Annotated in this window: 15 protein-coding genes; 4 read left to right on the top strand and 11 right to left on the bottom strand. The window is 46.5% G+C overall.

Going from position 1 to position 18974, the window contains the following annotated elements; all coding sequences use genetic code 11:
- Positions 1-156: 156 nt before the first annotated feature.
- The 10 genes from wecB to uvrD form a co-directional block, all read right to left on the bottom strand.
- Positions 157-1293: a non-hydrolyzing UDP-N-acetylglucosamine 2-epimerase gene (gene wecB / locus Q7V32_RS07935; RefSeq protein ID WP_304896443.1), complete on the bottom strand. Its 1137-nt coding sequence runs from the start codon at positions 1291-1293 to the stop codon at positions 157-159.
- 468 nt (positions 1294-1761) lie between these two features.
- Complete coding sequence (gene wecC, locus Q7V32_RS07930; protein WP_304896442.1) at positions 1762-2970, bottom strand: UDP-N-acetyl-D-mannosamine dehydrogenase; 1209 nt, start codon at positions 2968-2970, stop codon at positions 1762-1764.
- Between the two features lie 401 nt (positions 2971-3371).
- Positions 3372-4328, bottom strand: a complete 957-nt coding sequence (locus tag Q7V32_RS07925) for a GDP-L-fucose synthase (protein ID WP_304896441.1) — start codon at positions 4326-4328, stop codon at positions 3372-3374.
- Between the two features lie 45 nt (positions 4329-4373).
- Positions 4374-5462 carry a GDP-mannose 4,6-dehydratase gene (gene gmd, locus Q7V32_RS07920; RefSeq protein ID WP_304896440.1) on the bottom strand — a complete coding sequence of 363 codons (1089 nt, stop codon included), beginning with the start codon at positions 5460-5462 and terminating at the stop codon, positions 4374-4376.
- Positions 5463-5585: 123 nt separating this feature from the next.
- Entirely contained in the window at positions 5586-6518 is a 933-nt protein-coding gene (locus Q7V32_RS07915; RefSeq protein WP_304896439.1) for an ExeA family protein, read from the bottom strand.
- A gap of 3 nt (positions 6519-6521) precedes the next feature.
- A complete protein-coding gene (locus tag Q7V32_RS07910) occupies positions 6522-7340 on the bottom strand; it encodes a CpsD/CapB family tyrosine-protein kinase (protein WP_304896438.1) in 819 nt (272 codons plus the stop codon).
- A gap of 113 nt (positions 7341-7453) precedes the next feature.
- Positions 7454-9199 (bottom strand): lipopolysaccharide biosynthesis protein, encoded by a 1746-nt coding sequence (locus Q7V32_RS07905; protein ID WP_304896437.1) that lies wholly within the window; start codon positions 9197-9199, stop codon positions 7454-7456.
- Between the two features lie 79 nt (positions 9200-9278).
- Positions 9279-10613, bottom strand: a complete 1335-nt coding sequence (locus Q7V32_RS07900; RefSeq protein WP_304896436.1) for a hypothetical protein — start codon at positions 10611-10613, stop codon at positions 9279-9281.
- Positions 10614-10667: 54 nt separating this feature from the next.
- The gene (locus Q7V32_RS07895) at positions 10668-11246 is read right to left on the bottom strand and encodes a polysaccharide biosynthesis/export family protein (RefSeq protein WP_304896435.1); all 579 of its coding nucleotides are present in this window, start codon (positions 11244-11246) and stop codon (positions 10668-10670) included.
- A gap of 750 nt (positions 11247-11996) precedes the next feature.
- On the bottom strand, positions 11997-14165 hold the full coding sequence (gene uvrD, locus Q7V32_RS07890) for a DNA helicase II (RefSeq protein ID WP_304896434.1): 2169 nt from the start codon (positions 14163-14165) through the stop codon (positions 11997-11999).
- A gap of 342 nt (positions 14166-14507) precedes the next feature.
- On the opposite strand from uvrD, the gene Q7V32_RS07885 reads away from it, so the two are divergent.
- The gene (locus tag Q7V32_RS07885; RefSeq protein WP_304896433.1) at positions 14508-14777 is read left to right on the top strand and encodes a DUF2892 domain-containing protein; all 270 of its coding nucleotides are present in this window, start codon (positions 14508-14510) and stop codon (positions 14775-14777) included.
- A gap of 50 nt (positions 14778-14827) precedes the next feature.
- Here Q7V32_RS07885 and Q7V32_RS07880 read toward each other — a convergent pair whose 3' ends face one another.
- Positions 14828-15268: an FxsA family protein gene (locus Q7V32_RS07880; protein ID WP_304896432.1), complete on the bottom strand. Its 441-nt coding sequence runs from the start codon at positions 15266-15268 to the stop codon at positions 14828-14830.
- Between the two features lie 99 nt (positions 15269-15367).
- Here Q7V32_RS07880 and cutA point away from each other — a divergent pair, with 99 nt between their 5' ends.
- Genes cutA through Q7V32_RS07865 form a run of 3 tightly spaced genes read left to right on the top strand, consistent with a single transcriptional unit; the run spans position 15368 to position 18434 of the window.
- On the top strand, positions 15368-15694 hold the full coding sequence (gene cutA, locus Q7V32_RS07875; protein ID WP_304896431.1) for a divalent-cation tolerance protein CutA: 327 nt from the start codon (positions 15368-15370) through the stop codon (positions 15692-15694).
- Positions 15695-15714: 20 nt separating this feature from the next.
- Positions 15715-17922 (top strand): protein-disulfide reductase DsbD, encoded by a 2208-nt coding sequence (gene dsbD / locus Q7V32_RS07870; RefSeq protein WP_370691436.1) that lies wholly within the window; start codon positions 15715-15717, stop codon positions 17920-17922.
- Positions 17922-18434: a TlpA disulfide reductase family protein gene (locus Q7V32_RS07865; RefSeq protein WP_304896429.1), complete on the top strand. Its 513-nt coding sequence runs from the start codon at positions 17922-17924 to the stop codon at positions 18432-18434. Before dsbD ends, Q7V32_RS07865 begins: the two co-directional genes overlap by 1 nt.
- The last annotated feature ends 540 nt before the right edge of the window (positions 18435-18974 follow it).

The following is an 18974-nucleotide window of genomic DNA, read 5'->3' as shown; positions in this document are numbered from 1 at the left end:
TTACTTGGAAGAGGGCTGATGAATTACATGGCGAATTCAACCCAACAATGAACTCCACGACCTTGAACCGTTGGTTGGCTATCGCCAACCGCAACCTACCCGGTGCATCACCTTTGTCTTGTTGCACCACGGAAAGTTGCCAATTATATTGCTTTTTTATCTATCCGAAAGCTTTTTGACTATCAGAGCACACGCATTGCCATCGCCATAGGGATTATGTGCTTTTGACATTCGCGCGTAAATCTCCTTATCCTGCAACACCGTTTCAACCCCGTTAACAATTTTTTCCTTGTTAGTCCCAACCAATAAAACAGTTCCGGCATCGACAGCTTCAGGTCTTTCGGTCACATCCCGCATCACCAAAACCGGCTTACCCAAAGATGGTCCCTCTTCCTGAATGCCGCCGGAATCGGTCAAAATAAGATCACTTTGGTTCATCATCCAAACAAACGGCTCATAATCAAGCGGTGCGATCAGATAGACGTTAGGCAAATCCGCCAAAATTTCATAGACCGGTTTTTGTACATTTGGATTGAGATGAACAGGATAAACCAAATCCCAGTCACCGTGTTTTTGCGCCAGCTCTTTAATAGCGTTACATAAATCGATAAAACCTTGGCCAAAATTCTCACGCCGGTGACCCGTAATCAAAATCAGTTTTCGCTGCTTATTGACGACTGTTGTATAAAGAGCCTCACCAAAATGATTAAGCCATACTTCTTCAAGCTGAGCCGTCACTTTATCCCTGACGATCAACAAGGCGTCAATGACGGTATTGCCGGTTACAACAATGGCTTCCTCTTTTACACCTTCGGCCAGTAAGTTAGTTTTAGAGGACTGGGTTGGGGCAAAATGATAATCCGCTAAACGGCCCACCAGCGTTCTATTAGCCTCTTCCGGAAAAGGTGCGCGCAAATTGCCCGTTCGAAGACCCGCTTCAACATGACCCAATTTAATGTTTTCATAAAAAGTGGCAAGTCCGGCAGCAAAACATGTCGTCGTATCACCATGCACCAGCACCACATCAGGGCGGGCCTGTCTGAGTACATCGCGTAAACCCAGTAATACTTTGGCCGTAATATCAAATAGATCCTGATTGGGTGCCATAAGGTCCAAATCATAATCCGGTTTTATGACAAACAGATTAAGCACCTGATCCAACATTTGTCGGTGCTGAGCGGTAACACACACTAACGATTCGATACCTTGGGCTTGTTGCAAGGCCAATACCACAGGAGCCATCTTTATGGCTTCCGGACGTGTGCCGAATACAGTGAGTACCTTTAATGTCATGCTATAACTCTCTTGCCGTGTGATGGACGGAATGTGACTTAGTTAGTTAAAAAATCAGTAAGTATTTCTTCTCCTTCTGGGAGAAGGTTAGGATGAGGGTGTAAAAAGCAGTTTTCCTTATTTTTTATTTCCCTCACCCAGCTCTCAATGCCGCCGAGTAAAGACTACGTTCTCGTTACCGTGAAAGTCTGGGTCGCAGATGGGTAGGGTGGATAAGCGACAGCGCATCCTCCTTTAACAGCTTTGGCGGATGCGGCTATCACCTTAACCGCCTTACAACGGCCTTTCATTTACCAGGACGGTTCACGCCCGCGACCCGAGGAGGCTCGATCGCGGGCATGGCCCTCTCCTACAAAATGTGCTTAGCTTAACGGCATTGATCCTAGCCTCTCTCATGATAAGAGGGACTCACCTCGAACGGTTTTTTAAAGTTGCCTGCCGGAACTGAATCGGCTGACGATTAGTTTTTTACTTGATGACGCCCCGCGTATCGATCAGAATTTTTTCTTTAAGCTCGACAGCTTTAAGGCTCTTGAAGGGTTTATGATCAACCAGCAGCAAGATAATGTCGGACCTTTTTATGACTTCTTGATAAGGCAGTAAATCAAACGCTTTATGCGAAACTAGGTTGGGCTCTGCAACCAGCACTTCACCAATATTTTGTTCTTGAATGTGTTTTACGATTTCAACGGCAGGGGATTCGCGCAGATCATCCACATCGGCTTTAAAGGCCAGTCCTAAACAACCAATGACGGGATTTTTAAACTTGTCAGCGCTGGCTTTGACCTTTTCAATGACCCAGTGCGGCTTGGCATCATTGACCTCGCGGGCTGTTTTTATCAGCCTGGCATACTCAGGCGCGCGAGCGACGATAAACCAGGGATCAACAGCGATACAATGCCCGCCGACACCCGGCCCCGGCTGCAGGATATTAACCCGAGGATGCCGATTGGCCAGCTTGATCAGTTCCCATACATTGATATTTTCCTTATCACAAATCAAGGACAGCTCATTGGCAAAGGCGATATTGACATCTCGAAATGAATTTTCGCTGAGCTTGCTTAATTCTGCGGTCTTTGCATCTGTCGCCAGAATTTCACCGCGAACAAATGTTTGATAAAATTCAACCACTTTGTCAGTAGAAATAGCGTTGATGCCGCCGACGATCCGGTCGTTTTCGACTAATTCGGTCAAAATCCTACCGGGAAGAACCCGCTCAGGACAATGCGCGACATAAACATCCCTACCTACATTATGTCCATGTTCCTTAAGGATTTTGGCGACGACATCATCGGTTGTTCCAACAGGACTGGTCGACTCCAAAATAACGATATTGCCGGGTTTTACATAGGGAGCGATCACCCGGGTCGCGGCTTCCACATATGAAAGGTCCGGAATGTGATTGTCTTTAAAAGGGGTGGGTACCGCTAAAATAAAGATATCGGCCTCTACCGGCTTGAGACCCGCCTTTAGATTACCGGATTGAACCGCTGACTTGACCAGAATATCAAGATCGGGCTCAACGATATGGATTTTGCCTTGATTAATGGTATCGACGACATGCTCAGAAGTATCGACACCAAATACCTCAAATCCTTTTGTACCCAGCAACGAAGCGGTTGGCAAGCCAATGTAGCCTAAACCGATGACGCATACTTTGGTCTCTGATGCTTGCATGATGTATTCCTGTGTAACTAATGTGACTGTAATTATTCAACGTGGCTGGGATAGAGCCGCTGCTTCGATAGTTTGGTTAGATTCTTAGAACTGACCTAAGGAATACACACGAAATAACTTAGGCTTTTGCCCTCACCCTGTCCTCAATACCGATAAGTGGTTCAATCGCGAGCATGGCCCACTTACAAAATAAGCTTAACTTAACGGTATAACCAAGACGGAGTGTGGGAGTAGTGGCACAATTTATTTTATGCTTGTTCCTAACCTACGCGGCAGGTGTTTGCCAAGGAAGTATAGACATAACAGCCTAAGATGTTCAAAACACCAAGTCATAAAAGGTTTAGAGTCGGGGTTAAATGAGGTTGGATTAGTGCTGTCGAACCGGCCCAACCTACTTTTCTTTAAGCCAGATTTTTCTGATACCAATCGTAAAGCTGGGTTATGCCCTGCTCTAAAGGCACTTTCGCTTGCCAGCCCTCGGCACTCAATTTCGATACATCCAATAATTTACGCATTGTTCCATCAGGTTTTGTCGTATCAAATTCGAGCTTTCCGGCAAAACCGACCACTTTCTGTATCGTTTCCGCCAATTCTCTGATGGTGACATCCTGGCCGGTGCCCACGTTGACGATTTCCAGATCCGAGTAATTTTCCATCAGGTAGACTGACGCATCAGCCATGTCATCAACATACAAAAACTCTCGCATCGGCGTACCCGTGCCCCAAATCACGACTGACTCGGCGTTGCTTTGCTTGGCTTCATGAAATTTTCTGATCAACGCAGGCAGTACATGGGAATTTTGCAAGTCAAAATTGTCGCCGGGGCCATACAAATTGGTCGGCATCAGGCTGATCGCATCAAAACCATACTGTTTGCGGTAAGCCTGACACATTTTAATCCCGGCAATTTTAGCCACCGCATACCATTCGTTGGTGGGCTCCAAAGGACCGGTCAACAAATACTCTTCTTTCAGAGGCTGGGGGGCCATTTTCGGATAAATACAGGAGGAGCCCAGAAATACAAACTTTTTGACACCCGCCTGATAAGCGCCATGAATCAGGTTGTTTTGAATACACAGGTTGCTGTAGATGAATTCTGCCGGATACGTATTATTGGCATAAATTCCACCCACTTTCGCCGCCGCATCAATAACCACTTCCGGCTTTTCGGTCTCGAAAAATCGGTTTACTGCGGCTGTATCCATCAGATCCAGTTCAAGCCTGGTTTGGGTGACAATATGGGTATAGCCTTTGCCCTCCAAATTTCTGACAATCGCGGAGCCCACCAATCCGCGATGTCCCGCCACATAGATTTTGGTTTGTTTGTCGATAACCGCTTTATTAATGTTCGCATCCATAGCATTTCACTCTTATAAGAAAGTTAAGTCAGCAAAATAGCCCGTTTATTCATGGAAATTAAAGGTTTTATAACCTTGACGCTGACAAAGTTCATCACGCTCAGCATCTTTAAGATCCTCTCTGACCATTTCCGCCACTAATTCATGGAAGGTGATTTTTGGTGTCCATCCCAATTTTTCCTTGGCTTTTGTCGGATCGCCCAGCAACGTTTCAACTTCTGTCGGTCTAAAGTAACGCGGATCAACCGCGACAATGCATTTCCCGTTGGCTTCGTTATACCCTTTTTCCTCAGCTCCCTCGCCTTCCCAACGGATAGCAATATCCAATTCCTTAGCGGCCGCATCAACAAATTGTCTTACCGAATATTGAACGCCGGTGGCAATCACAAAATCTTCAGGTTGTTCTTGTTGCAACATTAACCACTGCATTTCTACATAATCTTTAGCGTGACCCCAATCTCTCAAGGAATCAAGATTACCCAGATAGAGACAGTCCTGCAGATCCAGCTTGATTCTGGCGATAGCCCGAGTGATTTTGCGGGTTACAAAAGTTTCGCCCCGTAACGGTGATTCGTGATTAAACAAAATACCGTTACAGCCATAGATTCCATAGGCTTCCCGGTAATTGACGGTAATCCAGTAGGCATACATTTTTGCTACCGCATAAGGTGAACGCGGATAAAACGGTGTTGTTTCCCGTTGCGGTATTTCCTGAACCAGACCAAACAATTCAGAAGTCGAAGCCTGATAAAACCGGGTCTTTTTTTCCAGCCCTAAAATGCGGATGGCTTCAAGAATTCTCAAGGTGCCAAGCGCATCAACATCGGCCGTGTATTCTGGGGATTCAAACGAAACCGCAACATGACTTTGCGCACCCAGGTTATAAATTTCGTCCGGTTGAACTTGCTGAACGATACGCACCAGATTGCTTGAATCGACCAAGTCGCCATAGTGCAGAATAAAATTACGGTTCTCTATGTGCGGGTCTTGATACAGGTGATCAATTCTATTGGTATTGAATAATGAGGCGCGGCGTTTGATCCCATGCACGACATAGCCTTTCTTGAGTAGAAATTCAGCCAGATAAGCGCCGTCTTGTCCGGTAATGCCGGTAATTAATGCTGTTTTAGCCATATAACATCCTGAAAATTGCGATTTAAATTAAAATTGAGTCGGTATTCAATGTAGGGGATTAGGCTCTCAGAGCTAACCTAGCCTGCTTCGTTTGCTTCCATACCTTTTGCATGAACCCAGCCACTATAGGGATTTTAATTCCTCTTCGTCCTCATCCTGTTGCAACTGGCCAATATCGATGCCTTTTTGCTGCAAAATAAGCGCTCTGACTTTTGTCATTTCGTTGGTTTCTTTTTCGGGAAAAGGAAATATGCCGCCTTGCAGTTTGTCTCTAATGACATCCAGCACCAGCGGCATCGTCAAGGGCTGTATTTCCTCGGCAAAACCGTAAACCAGTGAAAAGTCGCATAAGGTGTTGATGAGTCTTGGAATACCCTGGCTATAGTAAAAAATGACCGCCATGGCGTATTTATCAAACACGTTCGCTGCGCCACCCGCCACCACCAAACGATGCTGGATATATTCAAGCGTCTCTTTGTATTTTAGGGGTTTTAAGCGGTAGTCGACAGACACTCTCTGAGCGAGCTGTCTTAATTCGGGCCGCTGCAGCAACTCCAGCAATTCCGGCTGCCCCACCAGAATCAGTTGCAACAACAAGTATTTATCAACGTTGATATTGGACAGTAAGCGCAATTCCTCCAAGGTCTGCATATCGAGATTTTGAGCTTCATCAATAATCAGGACCGTGCGTCTGTTTTGACTGTATTCACTCACCAAAAAGTCGACAAATATCTGATACCTCGAGGCCTTATCAGCAGCAGAGGCATCGAGTTCGAAGGCATTGAGCACCCATTGCAGCAAATCACCGAAGGCATTATGGGCATTGGATATCAGGCCTACCGTAACATCCTGATCTATTTCCTGGAGAATTCGTCTGACCAGCGTAGTTTTGCCTGAGCCGACTTCACCATTGATGACAGTAATGCCGGCCTGACTGTGCAAGCCATATTCGAGCATGTTTAATGCGGTCATATGCTGCTTGCTCAAGTACAGAAAATCAGGATCGGGCGTCAGTGAAAACGGTTTTTCTTTGAATCCGAAAAAGTCTTGATACATAGGCTAATACGCTGCGGGTGACCAGATTTCAGCTGATTTATTCAATACTGATCCCAGATATTTTTTCTCTTCGATTAACTGTAAGCTTCGCTCTATCTCCGGGTTAGTCGTTAAACCTTCAGCCACCACGAGTAAACAGGCATCCACATAAGGCAAAAAAACCATTGCATCATCGGAACTCATTAACGGTGGCAAATCGACGATGATCAACCGGTCTGAATAACGATTTTTCAGCTCGTTAACCAAATTCAGCATTTTTGGTGTGGCCAGCAATTCGGATGACTGTCTGATCGGCTTACCCGCCGGCAAGAGCACCAACCTTTCAATGCTGGGATTAATAAACAACTCATTGATAGGCACATCATCGGTGAAATAATCGACGATGCCTTTAGGTGAGGAAATTCCGAAATAGTGATGAATATTCGGCCTCCGTAAATCCAGATCCGCCAGCAGTACCGAATGATTGCCTTCCATTGCCAGACTGATCGCCAAATTGACAGCAGTGAGCGATTTGCCCACACCCGCAGTAGGACTGGTAACCGCGAGCATATTCCAGCCATTGATGCTCATTCGCTGCAAAACCTTGGTTCTTAGAATCTTGAACAAGTCGGCCGTTTCGTTATCTTTAAGATGCGCAACAACCCGGTTTTGTTTAAGCAGTTGCTGGGATATTTCGACTGTCTGGGTTTGGGTATACTTGATTTCCTGGACAGCAGCGGCGGTCACATAATTCGTCTTGCCGCCGGCTCGCGGTTGCGGCTTGTTACCGGGCCGATTTCTTTGTTCTCGCGCTTTTTCAAGCGCTTTATGTATTCTTTCCATTCGCTTTCCTGATGAAGTTGATGGTTACTTAATTCTTAGCATGAAAACGCTACAGATAAAGGATGACTTTCTGACTATAACGGCAAGTTATCTCGAACTTGCTACTTAAAAAATCAACCTAAACCCAGCTTTCTCATAACGACATACCAGAGCACATCCAATGGCTTGATTACAAAATGAAAAAAGAGGATGGCGGCAATGAGGGCTCCGATTATTGACAAAACAACCTTCAGTTTTGCACTTTTATTTTTCGAAATATCTTCATCGGTTTCGATATAGGGCAAAACCACGAGAGGAGCCAGACCGGTAACCGCTAAAACAGCTCTAGAACCAAATATGGCACTGCTCAGGCTCTCCTTGACCACGGCAAAACCAAATGAACTGCCTATGGAGAGAATCAAACCCAGGAAAATAATGGCCTTACGGTTCGGCTTAAAAGGTTCTTCAGGAAACATCGGCGGCTCGATTAACGAAAAGCGCTCACCTTTACGGTCTTTTTCCATGGCTTGGGCCATATCCGCTTCCATTTGTTTGGCTTTAACTTCACGGTATTTAATCGTCGCATTTTCATAATCCCGCATCAGTGACTGGAATTCACGCTCCACTTGAGGCGCTTGCAGAATACTTTTTTCATAGTCAGTTAATTTTTGCCTGAGCGACTCTTTTGAAGTCCGCTGAGCTCTTAATTCGGACTCGGCCGCTTCCAGTTGCGCTTTGAGTTGAATATAAGCCGGGTTATCGGGTTTGGCTGTCGATTTGGGCAACGAGACCGATAGCGGCCGATTCAACTGTGCTTCCAGATTGCTTATTTCTTTTCTTAGTTTTTTGACATCCGGGTGAGATTCCGAATAGCGGTCAATCAATGTAGCCAGATCAGCACGTTTGCTGGTCAATTGAGTGAGTAATTCACCGTTGTCCGTTGCACCAACTTCTTTACGCAGTGCTTCAATTTCCCTTTTTGTTTTGGTTATATCCGGATGGTTCCCGCTATAACGCGCACTCAATGAAATAAACTCTGCTTCCAGGGCTTTCAACCGGTCTTCTGAACCGTATATTCTCTCGCCGGTTGCAGAATAAATTGTGGTGTGAGGACTCAAAGACGATAGCTGTGAATCAAGATAAATCTTACGTTCATTCAGCGCATTGATTTGACGATCAACCTCAATAATCTGTTGTTCGGTTTTATCCATCAACTGCATGTTAAAGTTTTGCAATTGCGGCAGGCTGTTCGCATTTTTTTCTTTAAAAATAGCCAGTTCCGTTTCCAAATTGGCGATTTGCTCACTCAGCTTGGAGGCTTCCAAACCAAGAAAACTGGTAGTTTCAGCTGCGACTTCCGAACGTCTTTTCAGGTTTTCGTCCAGATACAGACTGACCAACTCGTTGGCCACTTCCTGCGCAATTTTGGGATATTTACTGCTGAAGGCCAAGGTAAACGCAATCGTTGCCTGCGTTGGCCTGCCGCTTACAGGATCAACGACATCCGCACTGACCATTTCCAGCTGAATATCTTCTTTCATCGTTTCAAGAACAACGCTTAATGGATTGGCTTTCTGTTCATCCTCATAAAGACCAAACTTGTCGATGATTCGCTTGAGATTGGATGAGGTCATGACTCTTTGACTGATGACCTGAATCCGTTGGTCGGCATAACTGGTTACCGTTGAACGCACCAGATCGGGCGGGATTTCCTGTTGTTCAATCAGGATGGTGGCCGTTGCCTTGTAGACAGAGGGCAAACTGATGGCCACTATGATCGTCAATAAAAACAATCCGGAGGCAATCAGCAACAGCTTTCCACGTTGCCGTTTAAACATGGCTACGTAATCCTGCAAGCCTTTGGTATTCTCTTCTTCCATACGCTGTCTTCTTTGGTTTGTGTTGGATGATTAATGAAATATATCGTGCTAAAGCGGGTAAGCCCTTAAGCGATTTGTATCAGCGGGAAGTCGCAAATTTATCCCATTGATAATTGAATTGAAAATAAACGCTGTTGGATTCTTGTATGCCTGAGTTATTGGCGGTAAATTCCTGAGTACGGTAACGGTAGCCACCGCTTAAGGTCATTTGCCGGTCAATTAACCAACTGAGTTTGGGTTCCACCATATAAGAATCGCGGTCAAAGCGAGAAGGCACGTCTTCATTGGCGGCGGATGTCTGCTGTGTCGCTGAAGCGGTGAGATTGAGCTTTAACTGTTCACTGATACGGTGCTCACCATCCAGCGTCAAACCCATATATTGCTGGAGCACACCATTAGCGGTGGGTCTGACATCCTGATAGAAACGGGCGCCAATCGAGCTTTTTTCAAAGCGCTTGGTGGTACCGGCTGACAAAAGATAGCCCAGGCCGCTGGATGATTGGGGGTTAGGATCTCCCCCTGTAAGAATTTCAACTTGAGGGTTGGCATTAGGCCTGAACACTTGATATTGCGTACTCTCGACTTCTGTCCAACGACCACCGGCCATCAATTCACTGTCCCAGGTCTCGGTAATATTAAACCGAACCCCCGTTTGAAATGTATACATATCACTGATCGATCCACTAATAGTGTCAGATATACCAGGAACAATTATGGAACCTCCGCCAAAAGGTATCTGGCGATTACCCGCTGCACTTGTTGTACTCTCTGGCACATCAAACCTTAAAGCACTTACCGCGCTGTACCATAATAGCCTTTCAGTCCACTGCAATGAATAATTCAACGTAGCCGAATCGGTCACATAGCTGGTCAAAAAATTATTTGAGGCATTGTCTGCAAACGACACATCGGTATGGTTGTAACTGCCGGTCAGGCTTGCTCGCTCTGATAACATATAAGTCCAACTGGGATCGATGGTCCAGCTGGTTCTGTCAACCAGGGTCTGGACTAAACCTGAACCATCAAATTCGCTGATGATACTGTTATCCATCGTGTAATTGCCTTTCAGCCCCAACTGGTTTCTTGCGGTCAGATTGTAAGTACCGAAACCGTTGAAAAAGAAATTTTCACTGTCAATGTTGTCTCGTGCTTTATACCGATTGATGTCCACTCGGACATCGCCACCAACATCATAAATTTCGGAACGCACACCGTATGTTGATTTGGCCGATAACGTCGCACCGAATGCCTCGAATTTATCATCGCTCTGCCTAAGCAGTAAGTTATCATCATAAAAAGTACGCAAACTGGCAGACGGCTGCGCGTACCATTCCCTTGCATGCACTGAAATAGGCAGTAAAGCCAGTGCAAGCAGAAACGTTCCTAGCGAAGTTCTTAGAAGGTGAGACGTCATATTCAAAAAACTATCCCTCGGGGCAACCACTTCCGTCATTGAATAATTGTAAGATTAAGGTACGACAATCACATCGCCGGGTTGCAATACTATATTTTGATGAAGATCATCTCCATCTTCGACGTCACCGTAGCGAAAAGGAAAGGCTTCTTGCTGTCCATCGGCGTGGCGCCTAAGAATTACAATACTGTTTACCGCCGAAAAAGGCGTCATTCCCCCAGCCATGGCTAAGCCCTGCATCACATCCGTCGGCCTGTTGATAGGGTATTCGCCTGGTTTATTGACCTTACCTATAACATAGACCTTGTTACCGAACAGTTGCTTGGCTGAAACCGTCACAACCGGATCGGCGATATAATCAGCCAGACGCTGACTGATGATAGATTCGATCTGTTCCAGCGTTTTGCCTTGAGCCTGAATGTTTCCCGCCAAAGGAAACGAGATTCCGCCATCCGGCCTGACTAACACTTCTTGCAGCAAACCTTCTTCCTTCCAAACGGAAACAGTTAACACATCGCCCGGCTCTACTTTGTAAGTCCCAGGCTCATAACCGGCTTCCTCTGCTGTTACTTGAGTTGTGCCAACCAGCAACAACGAAAAAACCAACCCAAAAAACCACGGCTTTAACTGCATTGAACGCTCCATAAGATCAGGCTTAAAAATTTATTATAGCTAATGATAAAGTCTTTTCTGAGACAAATGATCATCCGTCGAAAAAAGCAAACCCTCTATCGTTGATTTTTTCCAGTCAAACACCAAATAGTCTGATGCTTAACATTCATTTATTTCCGTAATTGTTCCGCGAAGTTTGGGTTGCCTGTCTTTTGCAACCCAACAATTAACTCCATGGTCATGTTGAGTTGCTATCCCCAACCCCAACCTACCTAGAGCATCACTTTTATTATTTAAATTAATCGCTGAAGCTAATTCTACTTTGTAAGATTTCAGGTTTCACATGACAGAAGGTCGTCATTCCGGCATGGATTGCCGGAGCCGTCAGACCGCGAAGCGAATCCAGGCTCCATGGATGGTTCGAAGCTCGCCATCCATGGCACTGGATACCCGCGTCCCGACGGGTATGACGGTCTTTCTTCTTATCTGACAAAGTAGAACTAACCGGCAACAAATATGAATGTTTGCAGAACAGAATATCTTTAGGGGGCATGATTGATTCAGGCATTTTTCGTTGATTACACCATCCCTTTATAATCCGGAAACTTTTGTTCAAACCAACAAAAAGCTTCTATCAATGCGATATTATTAGATTTTCCCTACCTTTTGCAGTGATTAAAACATAGAAATCTTAATGTTTCATTACAATCGTGTGATAAATACTATTCGACTTACGCTTTCTCCATCAACCGGGTTGTTATAACTCTATTATTAATGCAACCGCTGGAGATTGGCGTAAGCCAACATCAGCCATTTCATCCCGGCGTCGCTGAAATTAATCTGCGCCCGCTCCTGATCGCCACTGCCATCAATTTGCAACACCACCCCTTCCCCAAACTTTTCATGCTTAACCCGCTGCCCTAACCTGAACGATGCGGACGCTCTATTCGCATCGGACAGTGTCGAAACGGCGGTAACCGGACGACTAACCTGGGCTCTTAGCCTCACTTCCTGCAGCGTATCGGCAGGAATCTCTTTTAAAAATCGTGACGGCCTGGGATTGGTTTCACGACCGTAGATACGCCGTGATTCCGCATAGGTCAAAATCAATTGCTTCTTGGCGCGGGTCATACCTACATAGCATAAGCGCCTTTCTTCTTCCAACCGCCCGGCATCTTCGACCGATTGCTGAGATGGAAACAAGCCTTCTTCAATTCCCACGACAAAAACCAAATTGAATTCCAGTCCTTTTGCAGAATGAAGCGTCATCAGCTGAACGCAGTCCTCGAAATCGTCGCCCTGCATATCACCCGATTCCAAGGCAGCATGCGCCAAAAACATATCGAGTTCGCCCATTTGCTCTTCGTTGTCCTGATCAAAAACATAGGCTTTCGCCGCGTTGACCAGCTCTTCCAGGTTCTCTACGCGAGCCTCACCTTTATCGCCTTTTTCCTTTTGATAGAGTTCAATTAAACCGGAATGCTCGACAACTTTTTTAACTTTTTCAAAAAGCGATAAGGATGAGGTCTCTGCCGCCATCTTGCCGATCAGCTTCAGAAAACCGGCTAAGGCGCCGGATGCTCTAGGCGTCAACCGTTGTTGGGCTATTAAAGCCTCCGTTGCCTGCCATAACGACAGGCGTTGATCTCGGGCAAACAGGCGCAAATCATCCAGCGCTTTTGCGCCTATGCCACGGGCCGGTGTATTAACCACGCGTTCAAATGAAGCATCGTCTTCAGCGTTGGCAATCAGCCTTAGGTAAGCCAGCGCATTTTTTACCTCGGCGCGTTCGAAAAAGCGTAAGCCCCCATAAACGCGGTAAGGCGTTCCGGTGTTCATTAACCGTTCTTCGAACTGACGGGATTGCGCGTTGGAGCGATATAAAATAGCCACCTCACTACGCGCGCCGCCTTCGTTGACCCATTTTCGAATCCGTTCCACGACAAAATAGGCTTCGTCCTGCTCGTTGAATGCCGAATACAGTGAAATCAGATCGCCCAGCCCTGAGTCGGTCCATAATTCTTTCCCCATCCGACCTTCGTTGCGGGCAATCACATGGTTAGCGGCTTTTAATATATGTCCGGTGGATCGGTAATTCTGCTCCAGTTTAATGACCTTATGTTCTGGGTAGTGCTGTTGAAATTGATAGATATTCTCTATCTTGGCGCCGCGCCAGCCATAAATGGACTGATCATCATCACCCACGACAAACAGATTATCCTTACCCCCGGTTAAAAGCCGCAACCATGCGTATTGAATGGTGTTGGTATCCTGAAACTCGTCGACCAGCACATGCAGAAATCGAGCTTGATAAAACGCCAAAACATCAGGAATATCCCTGAGCAACTCGTGAGCTCGCAGTAACAATTCGGCAAAGTCAACCAGTCCCGATTGTTGACAAATGTCTTCATACATCCGGTAAACCGCCCGCATTTGACTCAGATAAAAATCTCCGGTCTCAGCCATATGCCGGGCACGAACGCCCTCATCCTTTTGAGCATTGATATACCATTGGGCTTGTTTGGGCGGCCAGCGTGCATCATCCAGATTCAAGCTCTTTAAAATCCGTTTAATGACTCTGAGCTGATCATCCGAATCCATTACCTGAAATGATTCCGGCAACCCGGCCTGTTGCGCATGGCGTCTCAAGAGTCGGTGCGCCAGGCCATGAAACGTCCCAATCCACATGGAGCGCGCTGACATACCCAACAAACTTTCAACACGCGTGCGCATTTCCGCCGCCGCTTTGTTGGTAAAGGTGACCGCCAAAATGCTGTGCGGCGACACCCCTTCCACCTGAATCAGCCAGGCAATGCGATGCACCAAAACCCGGGTCTTCCCACTACCCGCTCCTGCGAGTACCAAAATAGGCTTAAGAGGGGCAGAAACGGCTTGTCTCTGGGCATCGTTTAAAGGATTAATGATATTTGTGATGTCCATCTGTTATCGCTTGCACATTTTTTTTAGCTGTGTATATTTGAGGGCCAATTAAAGAAATGCCGGGTAAGTTCACTCGTGAGTTTACTCTCGGTTACCAACGACATTAATGGTTTGTTGTTGGAAATCAGATCCCTGACTTATGGTTATCGATCTGGGGCGTGCCTGGTTTGATCAAGGCACTGTTAAGTGTATCAACCATTGTTGTTAAGCCTGTAAAAGGCTCAAAACTGTCACTATTCGTGATAAATCGCTAACCGTCTCTCCGGTGGGGGGAAGGCAGCGGCGCCCACGAATAACAGTTGCCAATAATTTTAATAAAAAACAAATTGAGGGGTGATCATAATGAATTTTGATGTCAAACGAATGGTTAAATTTGAACACAACATCGGTGTTCCGGAAAAAAAATATCGCATGATTGGCGGTGTGGCTCTGGTCTTAGCTTCTCTCTTTACAGCGAAGATACTGTTAATTTTAGTGGGCATGATATTAATAGCGACGGCCTATTCAGGATGGTGTCCCGTTTATTCAGGGCTGAACAAAAGCACCCTGACACCGGACGGCCCAGCGAATCCTGAAAGTTCAACTGAAGAATCTGAAACACCTAAAGAATAATCAGCATTTACACTACAAGGATGTAGTTTCCTTCCTCGCCTTAAGTCGCTTTATTCTTCCTTGTTGTATTCACCTTCCAGCACCTCGGTGGCCTTTTTTGAACTGGCCGCGCCCGAGAAAACGCTACCATCAATCAAGTGATTTTCAATGATGTAGCGGGCTATGTTTCTTCGTAGCTGTGGTACCAGGCAGATAAAGCCCACTGCATCGGTGAAAAATCCGGGCGTTAACAGTAAAGCTCCGGCAATCAGCAGTAAAGGCCCCTCGATCAGTTCATATGCCGGAACAATGCCTTGTGCCATTGATGCCTGAAAGCGCTGCCAGGTTTCAAAACCTTGGCGCCTCAGTAGGAACGCGCCCAACACGGCCGTAAATACCACCAGAAATACGGTAGGAAAAACACCCAACAGCCCGCCAACGGAAATTAACAGATAAATTTCAATAATCGGAATGAGCAAAATCAGTAAAAAAACGCCTTGGAAAGCTTTCATTAAAAACACCTTTTGATAAAGTCACGGGTTACAATATAAGGAGAACCCGATTTAATTTCCAGAACAATATTCTACCAACCCCCCTCTTCAGGGTTTGCCATGCGCCAAAATTACCAGATTATTTTTTGTACCTGTCCGGATCAGCAAAGCGCAACCAAACTGGCCCATCTGTTGATCAATCAAAACCTGGCCGCCTGTGTCAACCTATTACCCGGCCTGACATCCGTGTACCGTTGGCAAAATAAAATAGAAACAGCCGATGAATATTTATTGCTGATCAAGACGCGTTCGGACTTTTACCCCAGTATCGCTGAGTTAATAAAGAGCCATCATCCCTATGAACTTCCCGAAATCATCGCGGTCACTGTCGACAATGGTGCACCTGACTACCTGCAATGGATCGATCAATGTTTAACTTCAGAATAATTTCTTTTTTCCTTTTATGCTTGATTGCCTTTAAGGCATCAGCCCTGGCAGAAAGCGATCTTTTGCCCGTTGAACAGGCGTTCAAATTATCAGCCAAAGCAGCTGAACGGGATAAGCTGATGGTCAGCTTTGAAATTGCCGAAGGCTATTACCTTTATCAAAATAAAATCCGGATAGAATCATTAACGCCGGCAATCAAGCTGGGTGAACCGGCTTTTCCGGAAGGTCACACCTATAATGACGAATTTTTCGGCGAGGTCATCACGCACCGGCAAGCCCTTGATATTGCCGTGCCTATCAGCCAGATTGATACAACAACAGCCACCTCTTTACAACTTCTGGTTCAACATCAGGGGTGTGCGGATGCCGGGATCTGCTATCCGCCACAAAAAACAACGCTGACTATCGCCATTCGTGGTGTTATCCAATCGACCGCTCCCCCGCCATCAACAAATGCTCTGATCGATAGCTTGGGCGGCATCAAGCAACGCTTTTTCCAGGATGAACTGCTGCCTCCGGATGAGGCTTTTCCATTTTTCGCAACGGTTGCGGCTCCTGACCGGCTTGAGCTGACCTGGCAAATTGCAGACGGCTATTATTTGTACCGTGAAAAATTTCAGCTGGAAATCATAGACACAGAAGGCGTGAAGCTGGGCGTTTTTGAGCTGCCGCATGGTAAACCGAAATTTGACGAAGCTTTTGGTGAAGTGGAAACACTATACGGAGAATTGAAATTAAGCATTCCGCTCATCAGATCCAGCGCCGCCGCTCAAGTCATCAAATTAAAGGCTAAATTCCAGGGGTGTGCCGACCGGGGCGTCTGTTACCCGCCCATGGAGAAAATAGCAGAACTCAACTTACCGGCTCTGACGGTAACATCTGTTCCAGCAGAAGCGGCAAAACCCGGCAATACCCCGCTGTCTGAACAGGACAGTATTGTTTCCGCCATGCAACAGGACAGCTTCTGGCTGACCCTGGCGAGTTTTTTGGGCTTTGGATTACTGCTGGCGTTCACCCCTTGCATTTTTCCGATGATTCCTATTCTGTCCGGTATTATTGTCGGCCAAGGCCATGCGATTTCGACGAAAAGGGCTTTCCTGTTGTCGTTAAGCTATGTTGTCGCTTCAGCAGCGACTTATACGCTCTTTGGCGTTTTGGCGGCTTTATTTGGCAGTAATCTGCAAGCCACGTTTCAGCAACCCTGGATCGTCGGCACATTCAGCGCCGTCTTTATTTTACTTGCCTTGTCGATGTTCGGTTTTTACCAGCTGGAACTCCCCAAAGCATTGCAAGCCAAAATCCATGATTCCAGCAATCAACATCGTGATGGCTCACTTTGGGGTGCGGCCATCATGGGTTCGCTATCCTCTCTGATCGTTGGACCCTGCGTCGCGGCGCCACTCGCCGGCGCTTTGATTTATATCGGCCAGACCGGCGATGCAGTCCTGGGCGGATCGGCCTTATTTGCAATGGGCTTCGGCATGGGCATTCCCTTGCTGCTGGTCGGTGCTTCGGCTGGAAAACTACTTCCCAAAGCGGGCCGCTGGCTAAATTCAACGAAAGCGGTGTTCGGGGTCATCATGCTGGCTATGGCATTATGGATGCTTGAACGCATCATCGCGCCCTCAGTTGCGATGTTTTTCTGGGCTATTCTGATGATAATCCCCGCGATTTACCTCAATGCCATTGATCCTTTGCCAGAAAATGCAGGCGGCTGGCAAAAACTATGGAAAGGAACCGGCGTCGTCATGCTTATTTACGGGGTTTTATTACTGATAGGCTTAAGCGCCGGCAATCATAACCCGCTGAAGCCTCTGGAAAACTTAAACATCGCTCAAGCCAACGCGGCGACTCCTGCAGCTCAAAAAAACATGTTTCAACGCATCGGCTCTTTGCAGGAATTAGAACACCAAATCGATCAGGCCAACGCTAACAACCAATTGGTCATGCTGGATTTTTATGCAGACTGGTGCATTTCCTGTAAAGAAATGGAAAATTACACCTTCACCGATACTGCGGTCAGGGCACAATTATCTCGATTTGTCCTTTTACAAGCCGATGTGACTCAAAACTCCGGAGCTGATCAAGCGTTACTGAAGAAATTTAATCTCATCGGACCGCCGGCTATTTTATTTTTTGGTCCTGGCCAGCAAGAAAAAACCAATCACCGCATCATCGGTTATCAGGACGCTGAAACCTTTTTGAAATCCTTGCGACAGGTTAACTGATGAAACAATCCCTGATCATCCTGGCTATCGCTTTCTGCGCGTTAGCGGCAGGTATTTACGTCAATCAACTCACTGACAACAAAATCCAAGTGGGTACACCTGGCTTGACCGGCTTCAGTTTTCCGGATTTAGCGGGGCAGACACACCCTTTGACAGAATGGCAAGGGAAGATAATCGTGGTGAACTTTTGGGCAACCTGGTGCCCGCCTTGCCGCAAGGAAATCCCGGAGTTTGTCGAATTACAAAAGGATTACGGTGAAAAAGGACTGCAATTTGTCGGCATCGCCCTTGAAGATAAAGAAACCGTAGGGGAGTATCTGAATACCCTGGAAATCAATTATCCCATGCTCATTGGCGGCGATCAGGCCATGGCATTGGCTCAGCAAATGGGCAATATCGCCGGCATTCTCCCCTTCAGCCTGGTTTTTAACCGGGAAGGACAACTCATTCACAGGCAAGCCGGTCCTTTTTCAAAAGCAGATATCATCAAAATCATTAATCCTCTGCTTTAAATCCGGCATTAATTCTGTCTAGGGAGTCTGTGGGACTTAGGAATAATCACAAAGTAACCTCTAAAAGCTTGACTGTTTGTGGGGTTCGGTGGCTCGTCTGACAGGACGCCGTGAATACGTCCGTGTAGGCTTGACGGCGTCAATCCCTGACGCCGACACCTGTCAATCGAGCCACCGAACCCCTTCCGGTCTTTGAAGAAGTTGTTTTATGCTCGTTCCTTAAAACCTCAAAATCACGAATTATGAGCCATGTGTAGAGCTGATTCGAAGCAAATCGACAAGCCGCCAAAACACAAGCCAACCGGCATCGGTGCATCGTTAGCGCAGACAAGATTTTTTTAGGGGGAGGTCCGCAATTGAGTAGTTGGATAGTATCTGCTCACCCCCTCCAATTTTAGTGGGTGTAGGTGGTTGATTGAAAAGGCTTCTGCAACAGGGATGTTGCAGAGAGCTACAGGGACGTATTGATGCGTCCTTTGAAATCAAGCACCTACAACCTTAATTCAAAGCGGGCGAGTAGTTACGTTGGATATTAAAAAC

The organism is Methylicorpusculum sp. (assembly GCF_030651835.1).
GTDB lineage: Bacteria > Pseudomonadota > Gammaproteobacteria > Methylococcales > Methylomonadaceae > Methylicorpusculum.
Note: the sequence above shows the minus strand (reverse complement) of the source record. Positions and strands in the feature narration are given on the sequence as shown.

Bases quoted from the DNA above. Each gene is read 5' to 3' on its own strand.
- wecB (WP_304896443.1), bottom strand. From the start codon at position 1,293: ATGACATTAAAGGTACTCACTGTATTCGGCACACGTCCGGAAGCCATA.
- wecC (WP_304896442.1), bottom strand. From the start codon at position 2,970: ATGCAAGCATCAGAGACCAAAGTATGCGTCATCGGTTTAGGCTACATT.
- Q7V32_RS07925 (WP_304896441.1), bottom strand. From the start codon at position 4,328: ATGGATGCGAACATTAATAAAGCGGTTATCGACAAACAAACCAAAATC.
- gmd (WP_304896440.1), bottom strand. From the start codon at position 5,462: ATGGCTAAAACAGCATTAATTACCGGCATTACCGGACAAGACGGCGCT.
- Q7V32_RS07915 (WP_304896439.1), bottom strand. From the start codon at position 6,518: ATGTATCAAGACTTTTTCGGATTCAAAGAAAAACCGTTTTCACTGACG.
- Q7V32_RS07910 (WP_304896438.1), bottom strand. From the start codon at position 7,340: ATGGAAAGAATACATAAAGCGCTTGAAAAAGCGCGAGAACAAAGAAAT.
- Q7V32_RS07905 (WP_304896437.1), bottom strand. From the start codon at position 9,199: ATGGAAGAAGAGAATACCAAAGGCTTGCAGGATTACGTAGCCATGTTT.
- Q7V32_RS07900 (WP_304896436.1), bottom strand. From the start codon at position 10,613: ATGACGTCTCACCTTCTAAGAACTTCGCTAGGAACGTTTCTGCTTGCA.
- Q7V32_RS07895 (WP_304896435.1), bottom strand. From the start codon at position 11,246: ATGCAGTTAAAGCCGTGGTTTTTTGGGTTGGTTTTTTCGTTGTTGCTG.
- uvrD (WP_304896434.1), bottom strand. From the start codon at position 14,165: ATGGACATCACAAATATCATTAATCCTTTAAACGATGCCCAGAGACAA.
- Q7V32_RS07885 (WP_304896433.1), top strand. From the start codon at position 14,508: ATGAATTTTGATGTCAAACGAATGGTTAAATTTGAACACAACATCGGT.
- Q7V32_RS07880 (WP_304896432.1), bottom strand. From the start codon at position 15,268: ATGAAAGCTTTCCAAGGCGTTTTTTTACTGATTTTGCTCATTCCGATT.
- cutA (WP_304896431.1), top strand. From the start codon at position 15,368: ATGCGCCAAAATTACCAGATTATTTTTTGTACCTGTCCGGATCAGCAA.
- Q7V32_RS07865 (WP_304896429.1), top strand. From the start codon at position 17,922: ATGAAACAATCCCTGATCATCCTGGCTATCGCTTTCTGCGCGTTAGCG.